16 protein-coding genes are annotated in these 20573 nt (G+C 63.6%); 15 read left to right on the forward strand and 1 reads right to left on the reverse strand.

The genetic code is table 11. The features are described from left to right. Window positions 1–14 precede the first annotated feature (14 nt). The 15 genes from tssB to P3R38_RS09850 all read left to right on the forward strand — a co-directional run bounded on the left by tssB (window position 15) and on the right by P3R38_RS09850 (window position 18945). Window positions 15–515 carry a type VI secretion system contractile sheath small subunit gene (tssB, locus tag P3R38_RS09780; RefSeq protein ID WP_023379994.1) on the forward strand — a complete coding sequence of 167 codons (501 nt, stop codon included), beginning with the start codon at window positions 15–17 and terminating at the stop codon, window positions 513–515. A gap of 27 nt (window positions 516–542) precedes the next feature. Continuing rightward, on the forward strand, window positions 543–2015 hold the full coding sequence (gene tssC / locus P3R38_RS09785) for a type VI secretion system contractile sheath large subunit (RefSeq protein ID WP_023379995.1): 1473 nt from the start codon (window positions 543–545) through the stop codon (window positions 2013–2015). Window positions 2016–2022: 7 nt separating this feature from the next. Then, on the forward strand, window positions 2023–2445 hold the full coding sequence (tssE, locus tag P3R38_RS09790) for a type VI secretion system baseplate subunit TssE (RefSeq protein ID WP_023379996.1): 423 nt from the start codon (window positions 2023–2025) through the stop codon (window positions 2443–2445). A gap of 128 nt (window positions 2446–2573) precedes the next feature. Beyond that, a complete protein-coding gene (gene tssF / locus P3R38_RS09795) occupies window positions 2574–4361 on the forward strand; it encodes a type VI secretion system baseplate subunit TssF (RefSeq protein ID WP_023379997.1) in 1788 nt (595 codons plus the stop codon). Then, entirely contained in the window at window positions 4325–5332 is a 1008-nt protein-coding gene (tssG, locus tag P3R38_RS09800; protein WP_023379998.1) for a type VI secretion system baseplate subunit TssG, read from the forward strand. The genes tssF and tssG overlap by 37 nt, the downstream gene beginning before the upstream one ends. Before the next feature lie 6 nt (window positions 5333–5338). Further along, a complete protein-coding gene (tssH, locus tag P3R38_RS09805) occupies window positions 5339–7951 on the forward strand; it encodes a type VI secretion system ATPase TssH (protein ID WP_162472068.1) in 2613 nt (870 codons plus the stop codon). 10 nt (window positions 7952–7961) lie between these two features. Beyond that, on the forward strand, window positions 7962–9491 hold the full coding sequence (locus P3R38_RS09810; RefSeq protein WP_023380000.1) for a sigma-54-dependent Fis family transcriptional regulator: 1530 nt from the start codon (window positions 7962–7964) through the stop codon (window positions 9489–9491). 68 nt (window positions 9492–9559) lie between these two features. Continuing rightward, on the forward strand, window positions 9560–9700 hold the full coding sequence (locus P3R38_RS09815) for a hypothetical protein (RefSeq protein WP_023380001.1): 141 nt from the start codon (window positions 9560–9562) through the stop codon (window positions 9698–9700). A gap of 18 nt (window positions 9701–9718) precedes the next feature. Then, window positions 9719–10900, forward strand: coding sequence for a type VI secretion system-associated FHA domain protein TagH (tagH, locus tag P3R38_RS09820; RefSeq protein ID WP_023380002.1), 1182 nt, complete (start codon window positions 9719–9721; stop codon window positions 10898–10900). Between the two features lie 4 nt (window positions 10901–10904). Next, the gene (gene tssJ, locus P3R38_RS09825) at window positions 10905–11411 is read left to right on the forward strand and encodes a type VI secretion system lipoprotein TssJ (protein WP_023380003.1); all 507 of its coding nucleotides are present in this window, start codon (window positions 10905–10907) and stop codon (window positions 11409–11411) included. Next, the gene (gene tssK, locus P3R38_RS09830) at window positions 11408–12739 is read left to right on the forward strand and encodes a type VI secretion system baseplate subunit TssK (protein WP_023380004.1); all 1332 of its coding nucleotides are present in this window, start codon (window positions 11408–11410) and stop codon (window positions 12737–12739) included. Before tssJ ends, tssK begins: the two co-directional genes overlap by 4 nt. 5 nt (window positions 12740–12744) lie before the next feature. Next, window positions 12745–13611: a type IVB secretion system protein IcmH/DotU gene (icmH, locus tag P3R38_RS09835; protein ID WP_277687095.1), complete on the forward strand. Its 867-nt coding sequence runs from the start codon at window positions 12745–12747 to the stop codon at window positions 13609–13611. A 14-nt stretch (window positions 13612–13625) separates the two neighbouring features. Then, complete coding sequence (gene tssM / locus P3R38_RS09840) at window positions 13626–17153, forward strand: type VI secretion system membrane subunit TssM (protein ID WP_104881927.1); 3528 nt, start codon at window positions 13626–13628, stop codon at window positions 17151–17153. Then, window positions 17153–17881 carry a PP2C family serine/threonine-protein phosphatase gene (locus P3R38_RS09845; protein WP_023380007.1) on the forward strand — a complete coding sequence of 243 codons (729 nt, stop codon included), beginning with the start codon at window positions 17153–17155 and terminating at the stop codon, window positions 17879–17881. Before tssM ends, P3R38_RS09845 begins: the two co-directional genes overlap by 1 nt. Continuing rightward, window positions 17878–18945 (forward strand): serine/threonine-protein kinase, encoded by a 1068-nt coding sequence (locus tag P3R38_RS09850; RefSeq protein WP_023380008.1) that lies wholly within the window; start codon window positions 17878–17880, stop codon window positions 18943–18945. The genes P3R38_RS09845 and P3R38_RS09850 overlap by 4 nt, the downstream gene beginning before the upstream one ends. Here the strand turns inward: P3R38_RS09850 and P3R38_RS09855 are convergent. Next, window positions 18933–20555 (reverse strand): hypothetical protein, encoded by a 1623-nt coding sequence (locus P3R38_RS09855; RefSeq protein ID WP_104881925.1) that lies wholly within the window; start codon window positions 20553–20555, stop codon window positions 18933–18935. The genes P3R38_RS09850 and P3R38_RS09855 overlap by 13 nt on opposite strands. Window positions 20556–20573: the final 18 nt, after the last annotated feature.

The following is a 20573-nucleotide window of genomic DNA, read 5'->3' on the forward strand; positions in this document are numbered from 1 at the left end:
CAAGGAGAAAACCAATGGCCAAAGAAGGCTCGGTAGCCCCCAAGGAACGTATCAACGTCACCTTCAAACCCGCCACTGGCGGCGCTCAGGAAGAGATCGAACTGCCGCTGAAACTGCTGGCGATCGGTGACTACACGCTGCGTGCCGATGATCGCAAGATCGAAGACCGCAAACCGATCAGCATCGACAAGATGAACTTCGACGAAGTGCTGGCCAAGCAGGAACTGAGCATGACCCTGGCCGTGCCCAATCGCCTGCAGGAAGGCGCCGAAAGCGACGAGCTTGCCGTCAGCCTGCGCATCAATTCGATGAAGGACTTCAACCCGGCCAGCCTGGTCGAGCAGGTGCCTGAGTTGAAGAAGCTGATGGAGCTGCGTGAGGCCCTGGTCGCGCTGAAAGGCCCGCTGGGTAACGCTCCAGCGTTCCGCAAGGCCATCGAAGGCGTGCTGGCCGATGATGCCTCGCGTGAGCGCGTGCTCGGTGAGCTGGGCATCAATGCAACGCCGGACGCCTGAACCCACTAGTCAAGGAAGCTATTTGTCATGAGCACCGCCGCACAACAACAGAGCGCCGAGAACAGCGAATTCAGCATTCTCGACAGCATCATCGCCGAAACCCGTCTGACCCCCGACGACGAAGCCTACGACATCGCCAAGCGCGGTGTGTCGGCCTTCATCGAAGAGTTGCTCAAGCCGCAGAACGACGGCGAGCCGGTCAAGAAGGCGCTGGTCGACCGCATGATCGCCGAGATCGATGCCAAGCTCAGCCGTCAGATGGACGAGATCCTCCACCATGCCGATTTCCAGGCCATGGAGTCGGCGTGGCGTGGCCTGCAGTTGCTGGTCGACCGCACCAACTTCCGCGAAAACATCAAGATCGAAATCCTCAACGTTTCCAAGCAAGACCTGCTGGACGACTTCGAGGACTCGCCCGAAGTGATGCAGGCCGGCCTGTACAAGCACATCTACACCGCTGAGTACGGCCAGTTCGGTGGCCAGCCGGTTGGCGCGGTCATCGCCAACTACTTCCTGTCGCCGAGCTCGCCGGACGTCAAGCTGATGCAGTACGTGTCCAGCGTAGCGTGCATGTCCCACGCGCCGTTCATCGCCGCGGCCGGCCCGAAGTTCTTCGGCCTGGAAAGCTTCACCGGCCTGCCGGACCTCAAAGACCTGAAAGACCACTTCGAAGGCCCGCAATTCGCCAAGTGGCAGAGCTTCCGCCAGTCGGAGGACTCGCGCTACATCGGCCTGACCGTGCCGCGCTTCCTGCTGCGCAACCCGTACGACCCGGAGGAGAACCCGGTCAAGTCGTTCGTCTACCGCGAAACCGTCGCCAACAGCCACGAACACTACCTGTGGGGCAACACTGCCTTCGCCTTCGGCACCAAGCTGACCGACAGCTTTGCCAAGTTCCGCTGGTGCCCGAACATCATCGGTCCGCAGAGCGGAGGCGCGGTGGAAGACCTGCCGTTGCACCACTTCGAAAGCATGGGTGAGATCGAAACCAAGATCCCGACCGAAGTGCTGGTTTCCGACCGCCGCGAGTACGAACTGGCCGAAGAGGGCTTCATCGCCCTGACCATGCGCAAAGGTAGCGACAACGCAGCGTTCTTCTCGGCCAACTCGGTACAGAAACCGAAGTTCTTCGGCATCAGCGCCGAAGGCAAGACGGCCGAACTGAACTACAAGCTCGGCACCCAGCTGCCGTACATGATGATCGTCAACCGACTGGCCCACTACATCAAGGTCCTGCAGCGCGAGCAACTGGGCTCCTGGAAGGAGCGCACCGACCTGGAGCTGGAGCTGAACAAGTGGATCCGCCAGTACGTGGCCGACCAGGAGAACCCCAGCGCCGAAGTCCGTGGCCGCCGTCCGCTGCGTGCGGCACAGGTCATCGTCAGCGACGTGGAAGGTGAGCCGGGCTGGTACCGCGTGAGCCTGAACGTGCGTCCGCACTTCAAGTACATGGGGGCCGATTTCACCCTGTCGCTGGTCGGCAAGCTGGACAAGGAGTAACACGCCGATGACGAGCGGATACGGAAGCCTGTTCGAACGTTTGAGCGGCGAAGCCGGCAAGCGTGCCAACTGGCGGCGTGAAGATGCTGCCATGGCGTCCGTCGCCGCTCATCTGGCGAAGATGCTCAGCACCCGGGCCGGTAGCGTGCAGACGCTTGCCGACTACGGGTTGCCCGATCTCAACGACATGCGCCTGAGCCTGCACGACGCGCTCAGTCAGGCCCGCCAGGCCATCGAGCATTTCATCGAGGCCTACGAGCCGCGCTTGTCGGATGTCAGGGTGATTTCAAGACCGCGTGATCACGATCAGCTCAAGCTCGCTTTCAGTATCGAAGGCCAGCTTGAGGTGAACGGTATCAAGCGCCAGGTCAGTTTTGCCGCGCGCCTGGATGGCAGCGGGCAAGTCAGCGTAGGTCAGGGAGACTGGTGATGTTGCCTTGCACATGACTGGGCTCTCCCTGTGACTTTTTGACCACCACCGGCTAGCCGCACGCCGTCTGCCAGGGACTGCTCAAGCAGCCACGGTGGTACCCAGACCGAATTCAGGCGAAACGACAGATGTCCTTCAATCATTACTACCAAAGCGAGCTGACGGCCCTGCGCCAGCTAGGTCGCCGTTTCGCCGAGCGTAGCCCGGCGTTGGCGCCGTACCTGGGCCAGGCCGGACGCGACCCCGATGTCGAGCGGCTGCTCGAAGGCTTTGCCTTTCTCACGGGTCGTTTACGCCAGAAGCTCGACGACGAGCTGCCTGAGCTCACTCACTCACTGATGTTGCTGCTGTGGCCCAACTACATGCGTCCGTTGCCAGCCTTCAGCATCCTGCAGTTCGACCCGCTGCGCCAGGCCGGTCCGGCACTGCTGGTCGAGCGCGACACGCCAGTGGAAGGTCGGCCTATCGATGGGGTCAGCTGCCGCTTTCGCACCTGTTACCCCACCGAGGTCCTGCCGCTGAAACTGAGCGCGCTCAATTACTCGCTCAATGGTCAGGGCGCGCTGCTCAGCCTGCGCCTGGACATGAACTGCGATGGCCATGTCGGCGACGTCAAGCTCAGCCGCCTGCGCCTGCACCTGGCCGGAGAGCGCTACATCAGCCAGATGCTCTACTTGAGCCTGTTGCGCGGACTGGCTGGCATCGAGCTCATAGCGCTGTGCAGCAATGGCAAACCGTTGCTCAACGACGCTGGCGATCCGCTGGTCCTCAAGGCGCGGGATGCCAAGGTTCATCCGGTAGGGTTCGCCGAGGAAGAGGCGCTGATTCCTTACCCGTTGAACACGTTTCGTGGCTATCGCTTCTTGCAGGAGTACTTCGCCTTCCAGGACAAGTTCCTGTTCGTCGATGTCACTGGCCTGGACGTTCTGCAGCGGCTGCCCGAGGAAACCCTCAAGCAGGTGCACGGCGTGGAGGTGCGTTTCGATATCCGCAAAGCCGAAGCCCAGCGCCTGCGCCCGACCCTGGACAATGTGAAACTGTACTGCACGCCAATCGTCAACCTGTTCAAGCACGACGCCTTGCCGATCCGCCTGGACGGCAAGCAGGACGAATACCTGCTGTTGCCTGCCGAGCTCGACCCCGAGCACTGCGGGGTATTCTCGGTCGATGGTGTCACCGGCTGGAGCCCCGGAGGACTGGGCTACCAGGAATACGTGCCCTTCGAGTCCTTCGAGCACGACCCCAGCTTCGATGTGCCGCACAGCCGATCGCACTACAGCCTGCGCCAACGCTCTTCGCTGCTGCACGATGGCCTCGATACCTACCTGAGCTTCGGTGTGCATGGCGGCGAGTTCCACGAGACCTTGTCGATCGAGCTGACGTGCACCAATCAGAACCTGCCGCGGCGGCTCAAACTCGGTGACATCTGCATGCTGAGCGAGCAGACCCCCGAGTTCCTGACCTTCCGCAACATCACTGCGGTCACCTCCAGTTATGCACCGCCGCTCAATCGCGATTTTCTTTGGAAGCTGATCAGCAACATGTCGCTGAACTACCTGTCGCTGGCCGATGTGGACGCGCTGAAGGTCATCCTCGAAACCTATGACCTGCCGCGCTACTACGACCAGCACGCGGAGAAGGTCAGCCGACGCCTGCTCGGTGGGCTCAAGTCGATCCGCCACCAGCATGTCGACCGCTTGCACCGTGGCCTGCCGCTACGCGGCCTGCGCACCGAACTGACGATCGATCCCGAGGGTTACATCGGTGAAGGCGACCTGTTCGTCTTCGCCTCGGTGCTCAACGAGTTCTTCGCACTCTACGCCAGCCTCAACTCGTACCACGAGCTGCGGGTGAAAAGCACACAAGGGGAGGTGTACCAATGGACACCACGTATGGGCCTGCAGCCCCTGCTTTGAGCCGGCTGAGCCGGAGCATCCGTGAATACTCGCTGTTCCAGGCGGTTCTGCTGGTCACCGAGCAGTTGCGCGAGCATTACCCGTACCTGGAGGACGACGAGCTGTATGACCTGCTCGAGTTCGAGGCCAACCCGAGCCTGGGCTTTCCGCGCAGCGATGTCGACCGCGTCGAGTTCTTCCGCGAGCACGGCCAGTTGCGTGCGCGTCTTCGATTCAACCTGGTGAGCCTGATCGGTTCCAGCTCGCCGCTGCCCGCGTTCTATGGCGAACAGGCGTTGGGTGACAGTGAAGATGGCAACCCCACGCGCCAGTTTCTCGACCTGTTCCACCACCGGCTGCAACGCTTGCTCCTGCCGATCTGGCAAAAGTACCGCTACCGCGCCAGCTTCAAGAGCGGGGCGCTGGATGGCTTCTCATCGCACCTGTTCGCCTTGATCGGCCTGGGCGGTGAGGAGATCCGCAGGGCCAAGGAACTGAACTGGAAGCGCCTACTGCCGTACCTGGGCGTGCTGAGCCTGCGTGCGCATTCGGCCGCCCTGATCGAGGCGGTGCTGCGCTATTACTTCAAGCACGCCGACCTGGTCATCGAGCAATGCCTGGAACGACGCGTGGAGATTCTCGAGGAACAGTGCAACCGCCTTGGCCTGGCGAACAGCCTGCTCGGTGAAGACGCGGTACTGGGCGAGCGGGTGCGCGATCGCAGTGGCAAGTTCCGTATTCACATCACCCAGTTGGACTGGCAGCGCTTTCACGAATTCCTGCCCATCGGCCTCGGCTATCAGCCGCTGTGTGCGTTGGTGCGTTTCACGCTGCGCGACCCCCTTGATTACGACATCCGCCTGGAGCTGCGCCGCGAGGAAATTCGCGAGCTACGCATTGGCGAGCAGAACGTCTGCCACTTGGGCTGGACCAGCTGGTTGGGGCGCGAGCGCGCCGATGGCGTGGTGACTTTGGGAAGCAAAATTCATTAAGGATCAATGACCATGATCAACGTAGACCTGCAACAACTCGTACAAGCCCTGGATGCCGACAGCCGCCGTGACCTGGAGCGCTGCGCCGAGCGCTGCGTCGCTCGCAGCGGCAGCAAGATCCTCGTCGAAGACCTGCTGCTCGGCTTGTTCGAACGTGAAGGCAGTCTGTTGCAGCGAGCGCTGCAAGACGCCGAGGTCGATTTCGGCGAATTCCGCGCCGCGCTGCATACGGCGGTCGAGCACAGTGCCACCCGCAACCCCGTGTTCTCCCCGGAACTGGTGCAGTGGTTGCAGGATGCGCTGCTGGTGTCCAACCTTGAACTGAGCCAGGCCCAGGTCGACCAGGCTGCCTTGATCCTGGCACTGTTGCGCAACCCGCTGCGCTATGCCGGCAGCCGTTACCAGAAGCTCCTAGGCCGCCTGGATATCGAACGCCTAAAGGGCTATGCGCTGGCCCAGCAGCCCGCTGCGCCCAAGGCCGCTGGCCAGCCTCAGGGCGAGTCGATGCTGCAGCGTTTCACCCACAACCTTACCGAGCAGGCCCGTGCCGGCAAGCTCGACCCGGTGCTGTGCCGCGACGGTTCGATCCGCCAGATGATCGATATCCTCGCTCGTCGACGCAAGAACAACCCCATCGTGGTGGGCGAGGCCGGTGTCGGCAAGACCGCCGTGGTCGAAGGGCTGGCGGCGCGTATCGTCGCAGGCCAGGTGCCGCCTGCCTTGCAGGGCGTCGACCTACTGGCGCTGGACATGGGCCTGTTGCAGGCTGGCGCCAGCGTCAAAGGCGAGTTCGAGCGGCGCCTCAAGGGCGTGATCGACGAGGTCAAGGCCTCGCCCCGGCCAATCATCCTGTTCATCGACGAAGCACACACCCTGATCGGTGCCGGTGGCAACGCGGGTGGCTCCGATGCCGCCAACCTGCTCAAGCCCGCGTTGGCACGCGGCGAACTGCGCACCATCGCCGCCACCACCTGGGCCGAATACAAGAAATACTTCGAGAAGGACCCGGCACTGGCCCGTCGCTTCCAGCCGGTGCAACTGCATGAGCCGACCGTGGTTGAAGCGGTGACCATCCTGCGTGGCCTGGCGCAGTTGTACGAAAAAAGCCACGGCATCTACCTGCGCGACGACGCCGTGGTGGCCGCTGCCGAGTTGTCGGCGCGCTACCTTACCGGTCGACAACTGCCGGACAAGGCGGTCGATGTGCTCGACACCGCTTGTGCCCGCGTGCGCATCAGCCTGGCGGCGCCGCCCGACAGCCTGGAGCGCTTGCGCGCCGAGCTGGCCGAAGGCGAGCGCCAACGCAATGCCATCAGCCGTGATGCTGAGGCAGGGCTGCAGATCGACCAGGAAGCGTTCGAAGGCTTGCAGCAGCGCCTGGCCGAGGCGACCGAGCAAGAGCGACACCTGAGCGTGCGCTGGGCGCGCCAGCGTGAGCTGGCCGAGCAAGTGCTGGCATTGCGTCAGCAAGTTGCCAGCGCTGCCGTGGCGCCGGTGGCCGAGGCGGACGAGGAGGGCACCCTGGTCGAGACCCGCGAGCAGCTGCAGCAGCGCCTTGCCGAGACGCACCAGGCCTTGCTCGATGCCCAGGCGCAAGAGCGCCTGGTCAGTGCCGAGGTCTGTCCACGGCTGGTGGCCGAAGTGATTAGCGCCTGGACGGGCGTGCCGTTGACCCAGCTGGCACGCGAGCATAACGCCAAAGTGGTCAGCTTCGCCGACGACCTGCGTGCGCGCATCCGTGGCCAGGAGCAGGCCGTGCATGCCCTTGACCGTGCCATGCGGGCCACCGCCGCAGGTCTGAACAAGCCCGATGCACCGGTGGGGGTGTTCCTGCTGGTTGGCCCAAGTGGCGTGGGCAAGACAGAAACGGCGCTGGCCCTGGCCGACCTGCTGTACGGTGGTGATCGCTTCATCACTACCATCAACATGTCCGAGTTCCAGGAAAAACACACTGTTTCGCGCCTGATCGGTGCGCCACCTGGATATGTGGGTTATGGCGAAGGCGGCATGTTGACCGAAGCCGTGCGCCAGAAACCATACTCGGTGGTGTTGCTCGATGAGGTGGAAAAAGCCGACCCCGACGTGCTCAACCTGTTCTATCAGATCTTCGACAAAGGCGTGGCCAACGATGGCGAAGGGCGACAGATCGATTTTCGCAACACCCTGATCCTGATGACCTCGAATCTGGCCAGCGATCAGATCAGCGCCCTCTGCGAGAACGGCAAGCGCCCGGACGCCGAGCAGCTTGAAAGCCATATCCGCCCTGTGCTCAGCCGCCACTTCAAGCCGGCCCTGCTGGCGCGCATGCGCGTGGTGCCGTACTACCCGGTCGGTGGCCCGGTGCTGCGCGAACTCATCGAGATCAAGCTTGCCCGCCTGGGCGAGCGACTGCAGCGTCGGCAACTGGCGTTCAGCTATTGCCAGCCGCTGGTCGACCACCTGGCCGAGCGCTGCAGCCAGAGCGAGAGTGGCGCCCGCCTGATCGACCACCTGCTCGATTCGCACGTGCTGCCAAAAGTGGCTGATCGCCTGCTCGATGCCATGGCCAGCGGCGAGGACATCAGCCGTGTGCATGCGACCTTGGACCCGGCTGCGGGCGTGATCTGCGAGTTCGCCTGAGGTGGGAGTGATGTTCACGCATGTGCCGCAGCCTCTGGCCTATGCCGAGACCTTGATGGGGACCTTCACCGAGCTGGCCTGCGCCGCTGACGAGCAGGGCCTGATGCAGGCACTGGTCCAGGCGGTGGCCGGGCTCAGTGGCTGCGCGCTGGTGCAGGTGTACTTGCTCGACTCGACCCACACGCGGCTGGGGCTTGAGGTCGCCTGCCTCGATGGGCAGTTGCAGGCGCGGGACTGTGCCAGCCTGCCGGCCGACTACAATGGCGAGCAGTTGATGCAGTTCGCCTTGTGTCAGAACCGCATGGTGAGCATCGCCGAGCTGTCCGCCAGCATGTTCGACACCAGTTTCCTGCCGGCTCAGGCAACACCATGGCAGGCGCTGCTGGCGGTGCCCCTGGTGACCCCGCAGCAACGGGTGGTTGGCGTGTTGTTGTGCGTAGCCCGGGCGCGCATCGAGCTGGCCGGCTTTGCCGACTCGCTGGGACGCCTCGGTGCTTTCGCCATGGCTCAGTTGCATCTGCTGCGGCGTTTGCGTCAACCCCAGCCGCAGCTGCCGGCCAGTGTCGCCAAGCCGGCCGAGGTCGGTAGTTACGGCCTGATCGGTGACAGCCCGGCCATGCGTCAGACCTGCCAGATGATCAGCAAGGTGCTGCACAGCCCTTACACCGTGCTGGTGCTCGGTGAGACGGGCACCGGCAAGGAATTGGTGGCCCGGGCCATCCACGACTACGGCCCTCGCCGTTCGGGGCCATTCGTGGTGCAGAACTGCGCGGCATTTCCCGAGCACCTGCTGGAAAGCGAGCTGTTCGGTTACCGCAAAGGCGCCTTCACCGGGGCCGACCGCGACCGCCCGGGACTGTTCGACGCCGCGGACGGCGGCACCCTGTTGCTCGACGAGATTGGTGACATGCCGCTGGCGTTGCAGGCCAAGTTGCTGCGGGTGCTGCAGGAGGGTGAGATCCGCCCGTTGGGGGCTAACAGCACGCACAAGATCGACGTGCGCATCGTCGCTGCCACGCACCGTGACCTGGCGCAGATGGTGCGTGACGGTCAGTTCCGTGAAGACCTCTATTACCGCCTGGCCCAGTTCCCGATCGACTTGCCGCCACTGCGCCAGCGTGACGGCGATGTGAGTGCCCTGGCACGGCATTTTTCCGATAAGGCCTGTGCGTTCCTGCAGCGCAGCCCAGTGATCTGGTCCAACGCCGCCCTGAACCACCTCGAAGGCTATGGCTTCCCTGGCAACGTTCGCGAGCTCAAGGGGCTGGTGGAGCGCGCGGTGGTGCTCTGCGAGGGCCGTGAGCTGGCGGCGGAGCACTTTGCGCTGAACGGCGCCGCATCCACAGCGGGCGATGGCGAACTGAACCTGCGCGAACGCCTCGAGCAGGTCGAGCGCAATCTGCTGCTCGACTGCCTGCGCAAGCACGATGGCAACCAGACCATGGCCGCTCGCGAGTTGGGCTTGCCGCGGCGCACCCTGCTGTACCGACTCGGTCGCCTGAATATCCAGATCGGCGATGGCGCAGGCCGGCTGGCATGAACCTTTTCTCTTACATCCAAGGCGCGCCGCAGCTGGTGCTTGCCTGTTTAGCTCATGGAGTGTTTTCGATGTTCATCGGTATCTGGCGGGCTGCGTTACTGGCCCTGTTAACCGTGCTGGTCCTGGCCGGGTGCAGCGGCAACTACAAGTTCGATGACGACCGCTACCGGCCAGTGGGCGACCCACAGGCCCTCAATCGTGGCAACTGAGCCCAAGGAGCCCTGACCATGGAACTGGTTTTCGAGCTGGTGGACAGACGCCAGCACACCCGCACCGACTCGCCCAGCAAGTCGTTTGGCCGCAGTGGCGGCCACATTGGACGCGCCAAGGACTGCCACTGGTGCATCGAGGACGAAAAGCGCCACTTGTCCAGCCACCATGCCGAGGTCACCTATCGCGAGGGCGCCTTCTACCTCACCGACCAGAGCAGCAATGGCATTCGCCTGGCCAGCAGCGGTGCGCAACTGCGCAAGGGCGAGGCCTACCGTATCGAGCAGGGGGCGGTGTACCAGATGGGCGACATCGAGGTGCGCGCCCGCTTGATCGAAACGGATCGTGCCTTGGATGTAGGGCTCGGCATACCGGGATCGGACATCATCCCCGATGATGCCTTCCTCGCGCTCGACCCGCTGTCCGCCCTGGACAACGAAGAGGCGCGCCTTGCACCGATGGATGAACTGGCCGCCATGACCTTGCCCGACACCCCGGCCAAGCAGCGTGCCGACTACGCCCAGATCGACCGCGAAAACATCATCGTGCCGACGTTGGTGCCAGCCCCGGTTACCGAGCCTGCCCCGCAACCGGCCCCGCGCGAACGGCGAAGTGAAGCATTCTGGGAGCGCTTCGGCGCAGCGCTGGGCGTCGACCTCGCCGGTCTCGACGATCAAGCTCGCGAAGACCTCGCGGTGCAGGCAGCCGGTTTGCTGCGCCACAGTATCGGTGCCTTGCAGCAAAGCTTGCGCACCCGTAGCGAGCTCAAGAACGAGTTGCGCCTGTCGCTCACCACCCCGCAAGGCGCCAGCCGGAACCCGATCAAGGCGCCGTTGGAAGCCGACCAGGCCCTGGGCGAGTTGCTCAAGCCGCGCCGGCCCGGACAGTTGTCGGCCGAGCAGGCCGTGGCCCAGGCCTTCCGTGACTTGCAGGCACACCAGGTGGCTTTGCTTGGTGCCAGTCGCAGCGCCTTGCGCAGCACCCTCGAACACTTTGCCCCCAGTCAGTTGGCGTTGCAGTTCGAACGCCTGGGTCGCAAGCCGTGGTTCGGTAGCCGCTGGAAGCAATACGTGCGCTACCACGAAGCACTCAGTGCCGATGCCGACTGGAGCGAGCGCCTGCTGGCCAAGGACTTCGCCCAAACCTACGAAGAGCAGGTGCGCCTGATCGCTTCCCTTCACCACGATCCGCGAGGATGACTGCATGAAACCTATCACCCGCAAATGCTTCGGGGCAGCGTGGGCTTTGGTTGCCGCGTCCTGGTTGACCGGCTGTGCCGCGCTGTCGCCGTATTCGCACATGACCAAGCTCGACCTGACACTGACCGCCACCGACGCGCTCAACCTCGACATCAACGGCCGGCCGTCGCCGGTAGTGGTACGTCTGTTCGAGCTCAAGCACCCGGTCGCGTTTGAAAGCACCGACTTCTTCACGCTCTACCAGCGCCCGAAAGAAGCCCTCGACCTGGACATGGTTGCCAGCGAAGAGCACGAACTGCGCCCAGGCGAAACCCTGAGTCTGAACCTGAGCATCGACCCAGGCAGCCGCTTCGTCGGCGTGCTGGCCGCCTATCGCGACCTGGAGCAAGCCGAGTGGCGCCGGGTGCAGCCGGTTCGGGCCGGTGAGCGGACGGTCGTCAACCTGTACCTGGACAAGACCGGTATTCACAACGGCGTACCAGCGGTAGTCCAAGCGGGTGAACAGCCATGAACGTGCACAAGGTAGTCTGGCAGGAAGGCATGCTGCTGCGCCCGCAGCATTTCCAGCACAACGACCGCTACTACGACAGCCAGATGAAAACCCGCACGCAGCTGCTGGGTAATTGCACCTGGGGTTTCATCGATCTGGAGATCGACCTGCAGTTCCTGACCATGGGCAAGCTGGTGATCAGTCGTGCCGCAGGCATCCTGCCGGATGGCAGTCTGTTCGAGCTCGATGGCAGCAGTGAACCGCTGGCCCTGGACGTGCCGCCAAACACCGGCAGCACGCCGATCTTCATGGCCTTGCCGCTGGTCACCGGAAACCACATCGAGGCCCGCCGGCCGGAGCAGGCCGAGGTATTGACGCGCTATACCACCTACGAGCTGGAGGTCAGCGATTCCAACGCGGGCGATGACAACAGCACCCAGATCAACTGCGCGCGCCCGGACTTCCGCCTGCTGCTGGGCGAGCAGCAGGGCGACCAGGCGTACGTCAAGCTCAAGGTGTGCGAAGTGCTCGACACCTCGCCGGACGGGGTCATTACCCTGGATCCGGACTTCGTCCCGAGCTACATCCGGACCCAATCCTCGGTGTACCTGCAGTCATGCCTGAAGGAAGTGATCAGCATGCTGGCCTTGCGTGGCGACACCCTGGCCGAGCGCATCCGCTCCAATGGCAAGGTCGGCGGTGCAGAGGTGGGCGACTTCATGATGCTGCAGCTGATCAACCGTACCGAGTTGCTGCTGCGTCACTACCTGAACCTTGAGCAGGTGCACCCGGAAGAGTTGTACCGCACCTTCCTGATCATGCTCGGCGACCTGTCGACCTTCTCCAGCGACACCAAGCGCCCTCGGCTGGACGCTCGTTACCAGCACAGTGACCAGGGCAGCAGCTTCCGCAAGCTGATGGAGTCGATCCGTCAGGTGTTGTCGATGGTGCTCGAGCAACATGCCATCGAGTTGGAGCTGCAACAGCGCCAGTACGGCATCCTGGTTTCACCCTTGCACGATCCAGGGCTGCTCACCACGGCATCGTTCGTACTGGCCGCCAGCGCCAACTGCGAATCCGAGGAGCTGCGCCAGCGTTTGCCGCTGCACCTCAAGGTCGGCCCGGTGGAGCGCATTCGCCAGTTGGTCAACCTTCACTTGCCTGGGCTCAAGGTCAAGCCCTTGCCTGTGGCACCGAGGCAGATCCCGTTTCATGCCAACAAAACCTACTTCATCGTCGAACTCGATGCCGCAGATCGCGCCAAGATGGATGGCTCTGGTGGTTTCGCCTTCCACGTCACCAGTGAGTTCTCCGATCTTGAACTGAAATTCTGGGCCATCAGGAACTGACCGCAATGAGCAAGGACACGGAACACCCGCAGGACGACAAGACCGTCCTGTACAACCAGGATGGCTCGGCACCCTCTGGCCAGCCACTGACGGCCCATGGCGATGCGGCCAAGGTCGAGCCGCTGGAGCAGCGTATGGTCTATTCGGCGCGGCTCCCTGCCAGCGGCAGCTTCAGCGTCGGTCTCAACCCGTTGGTGGCGGCTGCTGCCGAGTTGATTTCGGAAGTGGTGCGGCTCAAGCACAGCGAAACCGCCGAAGACTTGAATACGCTCAAGGAGCGACTGAGCGCCTACATTCGCACCTTCGAAGCGCGCATCCATTACGAAGGGGTCGAGAGCAGCCAGGTGACGGTGGCGCGCTACCTGATTTGCACCGTGGTCGATGAAGCCGTGGTCACCACCTCGTGGGGCAACGAAAGTCAGTGGTCCCAGATGAGCCTGCTCAGTGCGTTTCACAACGAAACCTTCGGCGGCGAGAAGTTCTTCGCCTTGCTCGACCGCATGTCGAAGAACCCGGTCAAGCACCTGGCCATGCTGGAGCTGATGTACCTGTGCCTGTCGCTGGGCTTCGAGGGCAAGTATCGGGTAATCGATCGCGGTATGTCCGAACTCGAAGGCATCCGCGACGCGCTGTTCCGCCAGATCCGCCAGCTGCGGGGCGACGTGCCGCGCGAGTTGGCGCCACGCTGGGAGGGTCACGACCAGCGCCACACTCCGGTGCGTATCGTGCCGTGGTGGAGCGTGGCGTTGCTCACGATGGTGTGTCTGATGGTGCTGTATGCCGGTTTCGCCTGGGTGCTGGGGGAGCAGCGCGCCACCGTCTTGCAACCCTTCCAGCCCCTCGAACAGAACGTGGCCGAACAGAAGCAGTGACACAAGGATCTGTGATGAAGAATGTTTTCAAGAAAGTCGGCGCATTCCTTGCCCGGACCTGGGTGTGGAGTCTGCTGCTGGTGCTGGCCCTGGCCTTGCTGGTGTGGTTCGTCGGGCCACTGCTGGCCGTCGCCGACGACAAGTTCTGGGAAGACGCCGCGGCGCGGCTGTTGACCATCAGTGTGCTGTTCCTGCTCTGGGGATTGTGGATGGTGTACGCCAGCTGGCGTGCCAACCATCGCAAGCAGAAGGCGCTGGAGAGCGAGGGCGGGCAAGAGCGTCTGGAGCGTGAAGAGCGCAAGTACGAAGCGGCCAAGGAAATCAGGGCGCGTTTCAAGCATGCCCTGGCCACGCTCAACACCTCGAGCCTGTACGGTGGCCGTCACGACCGCTGGCGTCGTGATCTGCCATGGTACCTGGTGCTCGGCGCCAATGGCTCGGGCAAGACCAGCCTGCTGGAGCATTCGGGGCTGGAGTTTCCCATCAACGCGCTGGAGCGCAGGCGCTCGCAGGACGCGGGCAATGGCGAATACTGCAATTACTACTTTGCCGAGCAGGGCGTGCTGGTCGACACCGGCGGGCGCTTCCTCGAACAGCGCGACAGTGAGCTGGACGGCCATGCCTGGCGCACCTTGCTCGACCTGCTGCGTCAGCGTCGCCGCAATCGGCCGCTCAACGGTGTGTTGATCACCGTACCAATGGATACCTTGCTTGGCGGTGACGCGGCATTGAACGACTTGGCGCAGAAGGTTCGCTCGCGCTTGCAGGAGTTGCGCCAGCGCCTGCACCAGGACCTGCCGGTATACCTGGTGCTGACCAAGACCGACCGGCTGGCTGGCTTTGAGGAATTCTTCGACCAGCAGTCGCGAGAAGAAAACGAACAGGTGTTTGGCGTCACGTTCGGCAAAGGCAAGAATGGCGCCGATACCGAGTTACTGGCCAACGAGTTTCAGGGCCTGCTGCAGCGCCTGGGTGACCAGGTCACCCAGCGCATCCACCACGAGCGCAATACCTTGCGTCGTGCGCGCATCCTCGATTTCCCGCACCAGCTCGGACGCATCGGTGACCAATTGTGCCTGTTGGTGGATGCCGCTTTCACCGGCAACCGCTATCAGCGCGCCAGCCACTTGCGCGGTGTCTATCTGACCAGCGCGCCGCACCTTGCGCCGCAGGTCGATAGCGACAATGGCTTCCAGCCCGGTATGCCTGGGCACGGAATCCCGCGGGGGCGGGCGCGCTTCATGCTGCAGTTGTTCACCCGTGTCGTGTTTCCCGAATACGACCTGGCTGGCCTCGACCGCCGTGAGCGGCGCCGCATCAATTGGGGCCAGCGTGCCGTATACCTGACGGCACTCGGCGCGCTGGTGCTGTTCGGCCTGCTGTGGGCAAACAGTTTCTCCGGCAACCATGAGCGTCTGGAAGCGCTGCGTGAACTGGCTCGGCAATGGCAGCATCAGCACCAGAGCCTCGACGGCCGCGACGATGCCCTGGCCGCACTCAAGCCGTTGGATTCGGCCTACCAGGCAGCACGAGTGTTTCCCGACAGTGGCGATGTCTCGCTGCTGCAGCGCGCCGGCCTGTATCAAGGGGGGGCTGCCAACGAGGTGCTGCAACCTGCTTACCAGCGCGAACTCGAGCAAGTCCTGCTGCCGCGCGTCGGCAAGATGGTGGAAGAGCAGATTCGCAGCAACCTGAAGAACCGCGAACGCTTGCTCAACAGCCTGCGTGCCTACCTGATGCTGGGCGATCCCGAGCGTCGAGATCAGGACTGGTTGCAGGATTGGGTGGCAGCCGGCTGGTCGCAGCGCTACAGCGGCAACACCGCCGCGCAGGAGGCGCTCAACGCACACTTCGGGCGCCTGTTGCAGCAACCGTTCGCCTTGCCGCTCAATGATGCGCTGGTGGCACAGGCGCGTCAGGTGTTGCGTGCAGAGTCGCTGGCCAGCGTGGTCTACCGAGTGCTGCGAGAACAGGCCCGCAGTCTGCCCGAGTACCGCCTGAGCCAGCAGTTGGGGCCACAGGCGAGCCAGTTCGTGGGGGTCGACTATGCGATTCCGGGCTTCTACACCTCCCAGGGTTACCAGCAATACTTCTCGGTGCAGGGCGCCAACCTGGTCAACGACATCCTGCGTGACAACTGGGTGCTGGGGGAGGGGCCAGGTATCAGCGACATGGACATGCGACGGCTGATGGTGGCGCTGGAACAGTTGTATTTTCGCGACTACGCCAATTATTGGGGGGAGGCGATCAACCAGGTCGGCTTGATTCCGTTCAGCGACGCGGGGGAAGGCGCTGACCAATTGTCGGCGCTCACCGCCGCCAACTCGCCGTTGTTGCTGCTGCTGACCGAAGTGCGCGAGAACACCCGTTTCCCGACGTTGCCAGAGACGTCAGACGAGGGCGAGCAGGCAGCCGAGGCGGCCGCTGGCAAGGCCGCGGCCAAGAAGCTTGGCAAGAACGGCACTGCCGTGGCTGGCGCGGTCGCCGGCAAGGCCCGTGACGCCCTGGCCAAGCGACCGCTGCCAGACACCGCGCGCATGGCGCTGCAACGGCGCTTCGAGCCGCTGCACCGTTTGCTCGATGACAACAACGGCCCAGGGCCTGATCTGGCGCCGACCCTGCAAGCGCTGAACGATCTGCAACAACAATTGGCCGGGCTGGCGCGCTCCAACCAGGTCGAGGAAGCTTCGTACCAGATGGCCAAGGCGCGCATGTCGGGCCAACGTGACGCCTTGAGCAGCCTGCGCAACGGCACCGCCCGACTGCCACGGCCAGTGGCGGGCTGGTTCAACCTGCTCTCGGACGACATCTGGCGCATGGTCCTGAACGACAGCTACAACTACCTCAACCAGCGTTACCAGAGTGAGCTGTACAGCTTCTATGGCAAGGCCATCGAGTCGCGCTACCCGTTCAACGCCGCAGGCACCGGCGATGTGGCGATCAGCGATTTCCGCGACTTCTTCAAGGCCCAGGGTGTAGCCGACCAGTTCTTCGACAGCTACATGAAGCCGTTCGTCAGTGGCGAGCCAGGCAACTATCGCTTGCGCAGCCTGGACGGCCAGAGCCTGCCGATGACCAAGACGTTCCTTGAACAGATGGGCATCATCCAGGCCGTGCGCCAGAGCTTCTTTGCGCAAAACCCGCAAGAGCCGCAAGTGCAGTTCAAGCTCGAACCGTACACCCTCGATCCATCGGTGAGTCGCGCTGAGTTTCGCTTCGGTGACCAGGTGATCGACTACCGTCATGGTCCGATTGTCTCCACCACGTTCAAGTGGCCGACCGAGGCACAGGACGGCAACAGCAGCCTGACCCTGGAGCAAATCAATGGCCGCCCCATGTCGCTGGAAAAGAACGGCGGCCCGTGGGCGCTGTTCCGCTTGCTCGACCTGATGCAGACCGAGTACCTCAAGGGCCGCGACACCATGGTGGTCAAGGCCAACGTCGGAGGTATGCGCGCCAACTACCTGCTGACCAGCCAGCGCTCGCCCAACCCGTTCGACCTGAACGTGTTGCGTGGCCTGCGGCTGCCGGGTGAACTCTGATGCTGCACGCCAACCCCTGGCGCAGTGCGGCGCGCACAGACGCCGGCAAGGTGCGCGCCCGCAACGAGGATGCATTTCTGGATTGCCCGCAGCATGGGTTGTGGGCTGTAGCGGATGGTATGGGAGGACATGAGGATGGCGATGTCGCCAGCCAGATGATCGTGGCCAGCCTGGCTGAACTGGCCCCTGCCGCCAGTTTCGACGAGCGTGTGGTCGCGGTCCGCCAATGCCTGCACTGGATCAATCGCCGCCTGGGCCAGGAGCTGACAGTGAGCGTCGAGGGCCACGCGCGAATCATCGGAAGCACAGTGGTCACGTTACTGCTTGAAGGCCGCCGTGGTGCATGCGTGTGGGCCGGCGACAGCCGTTGCTACCTGTGGCGTGGGCATCGGCTGTACCAGCTGACCCGCGATCATTCGCTTGCGCAGCAATTGATCGACCAGCAGCGCATGAGCGCCGAGCAGGCCCGTGGCCACCCCTCGGCACGCGCACTGACCCGTGCGGTGGGCGCCAGTGCCGAGCTCAAGCTGGAGGTGCTGGAGTTCGAAGCGTTGCCGGGCGATGTGTTCCTCCTGTGCAGCGACGGTCTCTACGACAGCCTTCAAAGCGATGGTCTCGGCCACGCCCTGGACCTTGCGTCGCCCGCCGATGCCTTGCAGCGACTGTTTGCTACTGCACTGGGCGGTGCGGCGAAAGACAACCTGACCGCAGTGGTGATCCATCAATGAGCGGCGACGCACTGGATATACTCGATGCCCTGGAGCAAGGTGGCGACGCCACCTACTTTTCCTTCACCCAGCCGGCCGGCGAGCCGGATCGGGGCAGCAATGGCAAGGGGCGGCGCAAGCGCCGTGGCAAGGGCAGGGCGGCAGAACCGTTGCCTGCAATCCCGGCAGCCGTCGACGTGTTGCCTGTGCCCGAGCTGTTGGCCGGCCGCTATCGCCTCGAGCGGCTGCTGGGGGCTGGCGGCATGGGCCTGGTGTATCGCGCTCGCGACTTGTTGCAGGAAAGCTACGGTGATCCGCAACCGTTGTTGGCGGTCAAGCTGATGAGCGACCAACTGGCTGCCTCGGCAGACGCCAACGCATTGCTGTTCAACGAATACGCGCTTACCAGCCGCTTGCGGCACCCCAACCTGGTGCGGTTGCATGGTTTCGCTGTCGATCCGCAATGCGGGCGCGCCTTCATCAGCATGGAGTTGATGCGTGGTCGTGCGCTTGACCGCGTACTCTGCGACCAGCCCCTGGGCCTGGCGTGGGCAGAGGTGCGTGAAATAGCCGTGCCGCTGCTCGACGCCCTGGCCTGTGTACACGGCCAAGGGGTGGTGCATGGCGATATCAAACCCAGCAATGTGATGCTCGGCGACGATGGCGTGCGTCTGTTCGACTTTGGCCTGGGCATGGCCGTGGAAGGGCCACTGGCCAGGTTGCCGCATTTGAGCTACGGCCGTTTCGAAGCCTGGACACCGGCCTATGCAGCGCCGGAGTTGTTCGAGGGCAGTAATCCCAGCAGGGCCAGCGACCTGTATGCCGTTGCCTGCGTATTGTATGAGCTGGCCTGCGGCCGTCATCCCTTCGAGCGTGTACCCTCGATCAAGGTCCGCGACCAGGCGCTGAGCTCGCGGCTTTCGGTGCCGCTTGGCATGCCGGCCAAGGCCTGGAGCGCATTGCGTGTGGCGCTGGCGTTCGACCCCGAGCAGCGCCGCGTGAGTGCGGCGCAGTTGCGTGATGCCTTTGCCGCCCAAGGACTGTGGGCGCGGCTCAGGAGCATGCGCAACACTCAGTCTTCCTGAGGGGTTGTAGCACCGAAGCCATAGCCGCGCAGCATGCCCTGGCGCAGGCCATTGCCCCAGGCATACAGGTGCGCCTGATGCGCAGCGGTCCAGTCCAACGTGTTGCGCGCCAGGGTTAACACCAGGCTATCGCTGTTGCCCGTGGTCAGTCCGAATGCCGGTACCTGTGACTTGCCCGTAAACAGCGCCATGCTGCCCAGTAGCAACACGTACAGCGCCAACAGTTTCAGGTACACGCCCGGAGGCTGCGGCAGCCCCAAACGCAGCAGGTACGCCAGCGTTCTGAACAGGTGCACCACCAACCCGATGCTGATCAGCAGCACGGTGACGCCTGGGGTTACCAGATCGCGGTAGCTGTCACGGCCGAGGGTAGAGAGGTCGTTGCTGGCCTCGACGCGTTGCTTCATCAGTTCGCGGGCGTCGTATTGCAGTGCCGGTCGGTAGACTGTGAGCGCGAAGGCTTCCTTGGTCAGGTAGGCATACAAAGTGATGCCAGCGGGTAGGGCCAAATCCTGTCGCCATTGGGCCTGGATGGCGTTAACTGCCAGGAAGCCCGTCCGCGTCAGGCCGGGTTCGATCCAGCCGGCGTCGATGCGTTGCTGGAGTGTTTCGGCGTATCGGTTACGTGCTTCGCGCCGCACCTGCCTGGCGACCGCCTGGTTGAAGCCGCGGCGGTCATCGGGGCGCCAGAGGTCGTTGACCGGAACGTTCATCTGCTCGCGTAGCACGTGGCGCACAGGTTGCCACTCAGCGAGCGGCAGGTTCCATGGATTGAGGGTGCGACCACGCTTGGTGAGCAGACGCAGGTAGTCGGTCCAGGCCTGGCCCTGGCGCTGGAGGATGGCCAGGCGGCTGGTTGCATCCGCGTAGAACTGGCTAGCGCGTCGGTACTGGCGGTAATGGTCCTCCTGCCTGCCGGTGGCTTGCAGGTAACGCTGGTAATTACGCTCCAGGCCCCCGCGTCGTTGGTCGGCGAGCTGCTCGAAGAACGCCTGCGGCGTGAGGCCGTCTGTCAGCGCCACTTGGGGACTGTCCGGTAGCAGCAGGGCCAATTCGGCCAGCCGCCATTTGCCCTCGGGGCTTTGCAACTGCGCGGGCGTGGCGGTCTGGCCGTCGATGCGCAGGTCATGTTCGAGCATGCGGTTGAGCAGCGGCATACCGAAGGCTGCCTGGGCTTGTTGGCTAGGGCTGGTGCGCTCGACCAGGCTATCGATCAGCAGGCGCTGGGCCTGGTTGCCAAGGTACAGGCAGCTTGTGCAGGTCAGCAGCGCCCACAACAGTGTGCGACCGAAGCCCCAGTTCAGGCGCAGCCCCTTGCGCAACAAGCAGCTCAATGCCAGCAGGGCCAGGGCGAAAGCCCCCAACCATTGGCCGTGGTCGGCGAGGCGTTGCAGCACCGCATGCGGCGCCAGGCTGCCGATCAGGTCGGTGATCTGCGCCAGGTATGCCAGGGCAAGCAGCAGGTACATCGCGCTTGGCAGCAGCATCAATTGCGCCAACAAACGGCCCTGGGCGCGCGTCAGCGGCAGGCTGCCGCCCCATAAGGCACGGGTTATACGCTGCCAGGGAGAGAGGTCTTGGCGGGTCCGTTGCAGTAGGGCGCCGAGCATCAGGCGTGGCCTGCTGGC

It is taken from the genome of Pseudomonas sp. NyZ480, assembly GCF_029537255.1.
GTDB classification, from domain to species: domain Bacteria; phylum Pseudomonadota; class Gammaproteobacteria; order Pseudomonadales; family Pseudomonadaceae; genus Aquipseudomonas; species Aquipseudomonas taiwanensis.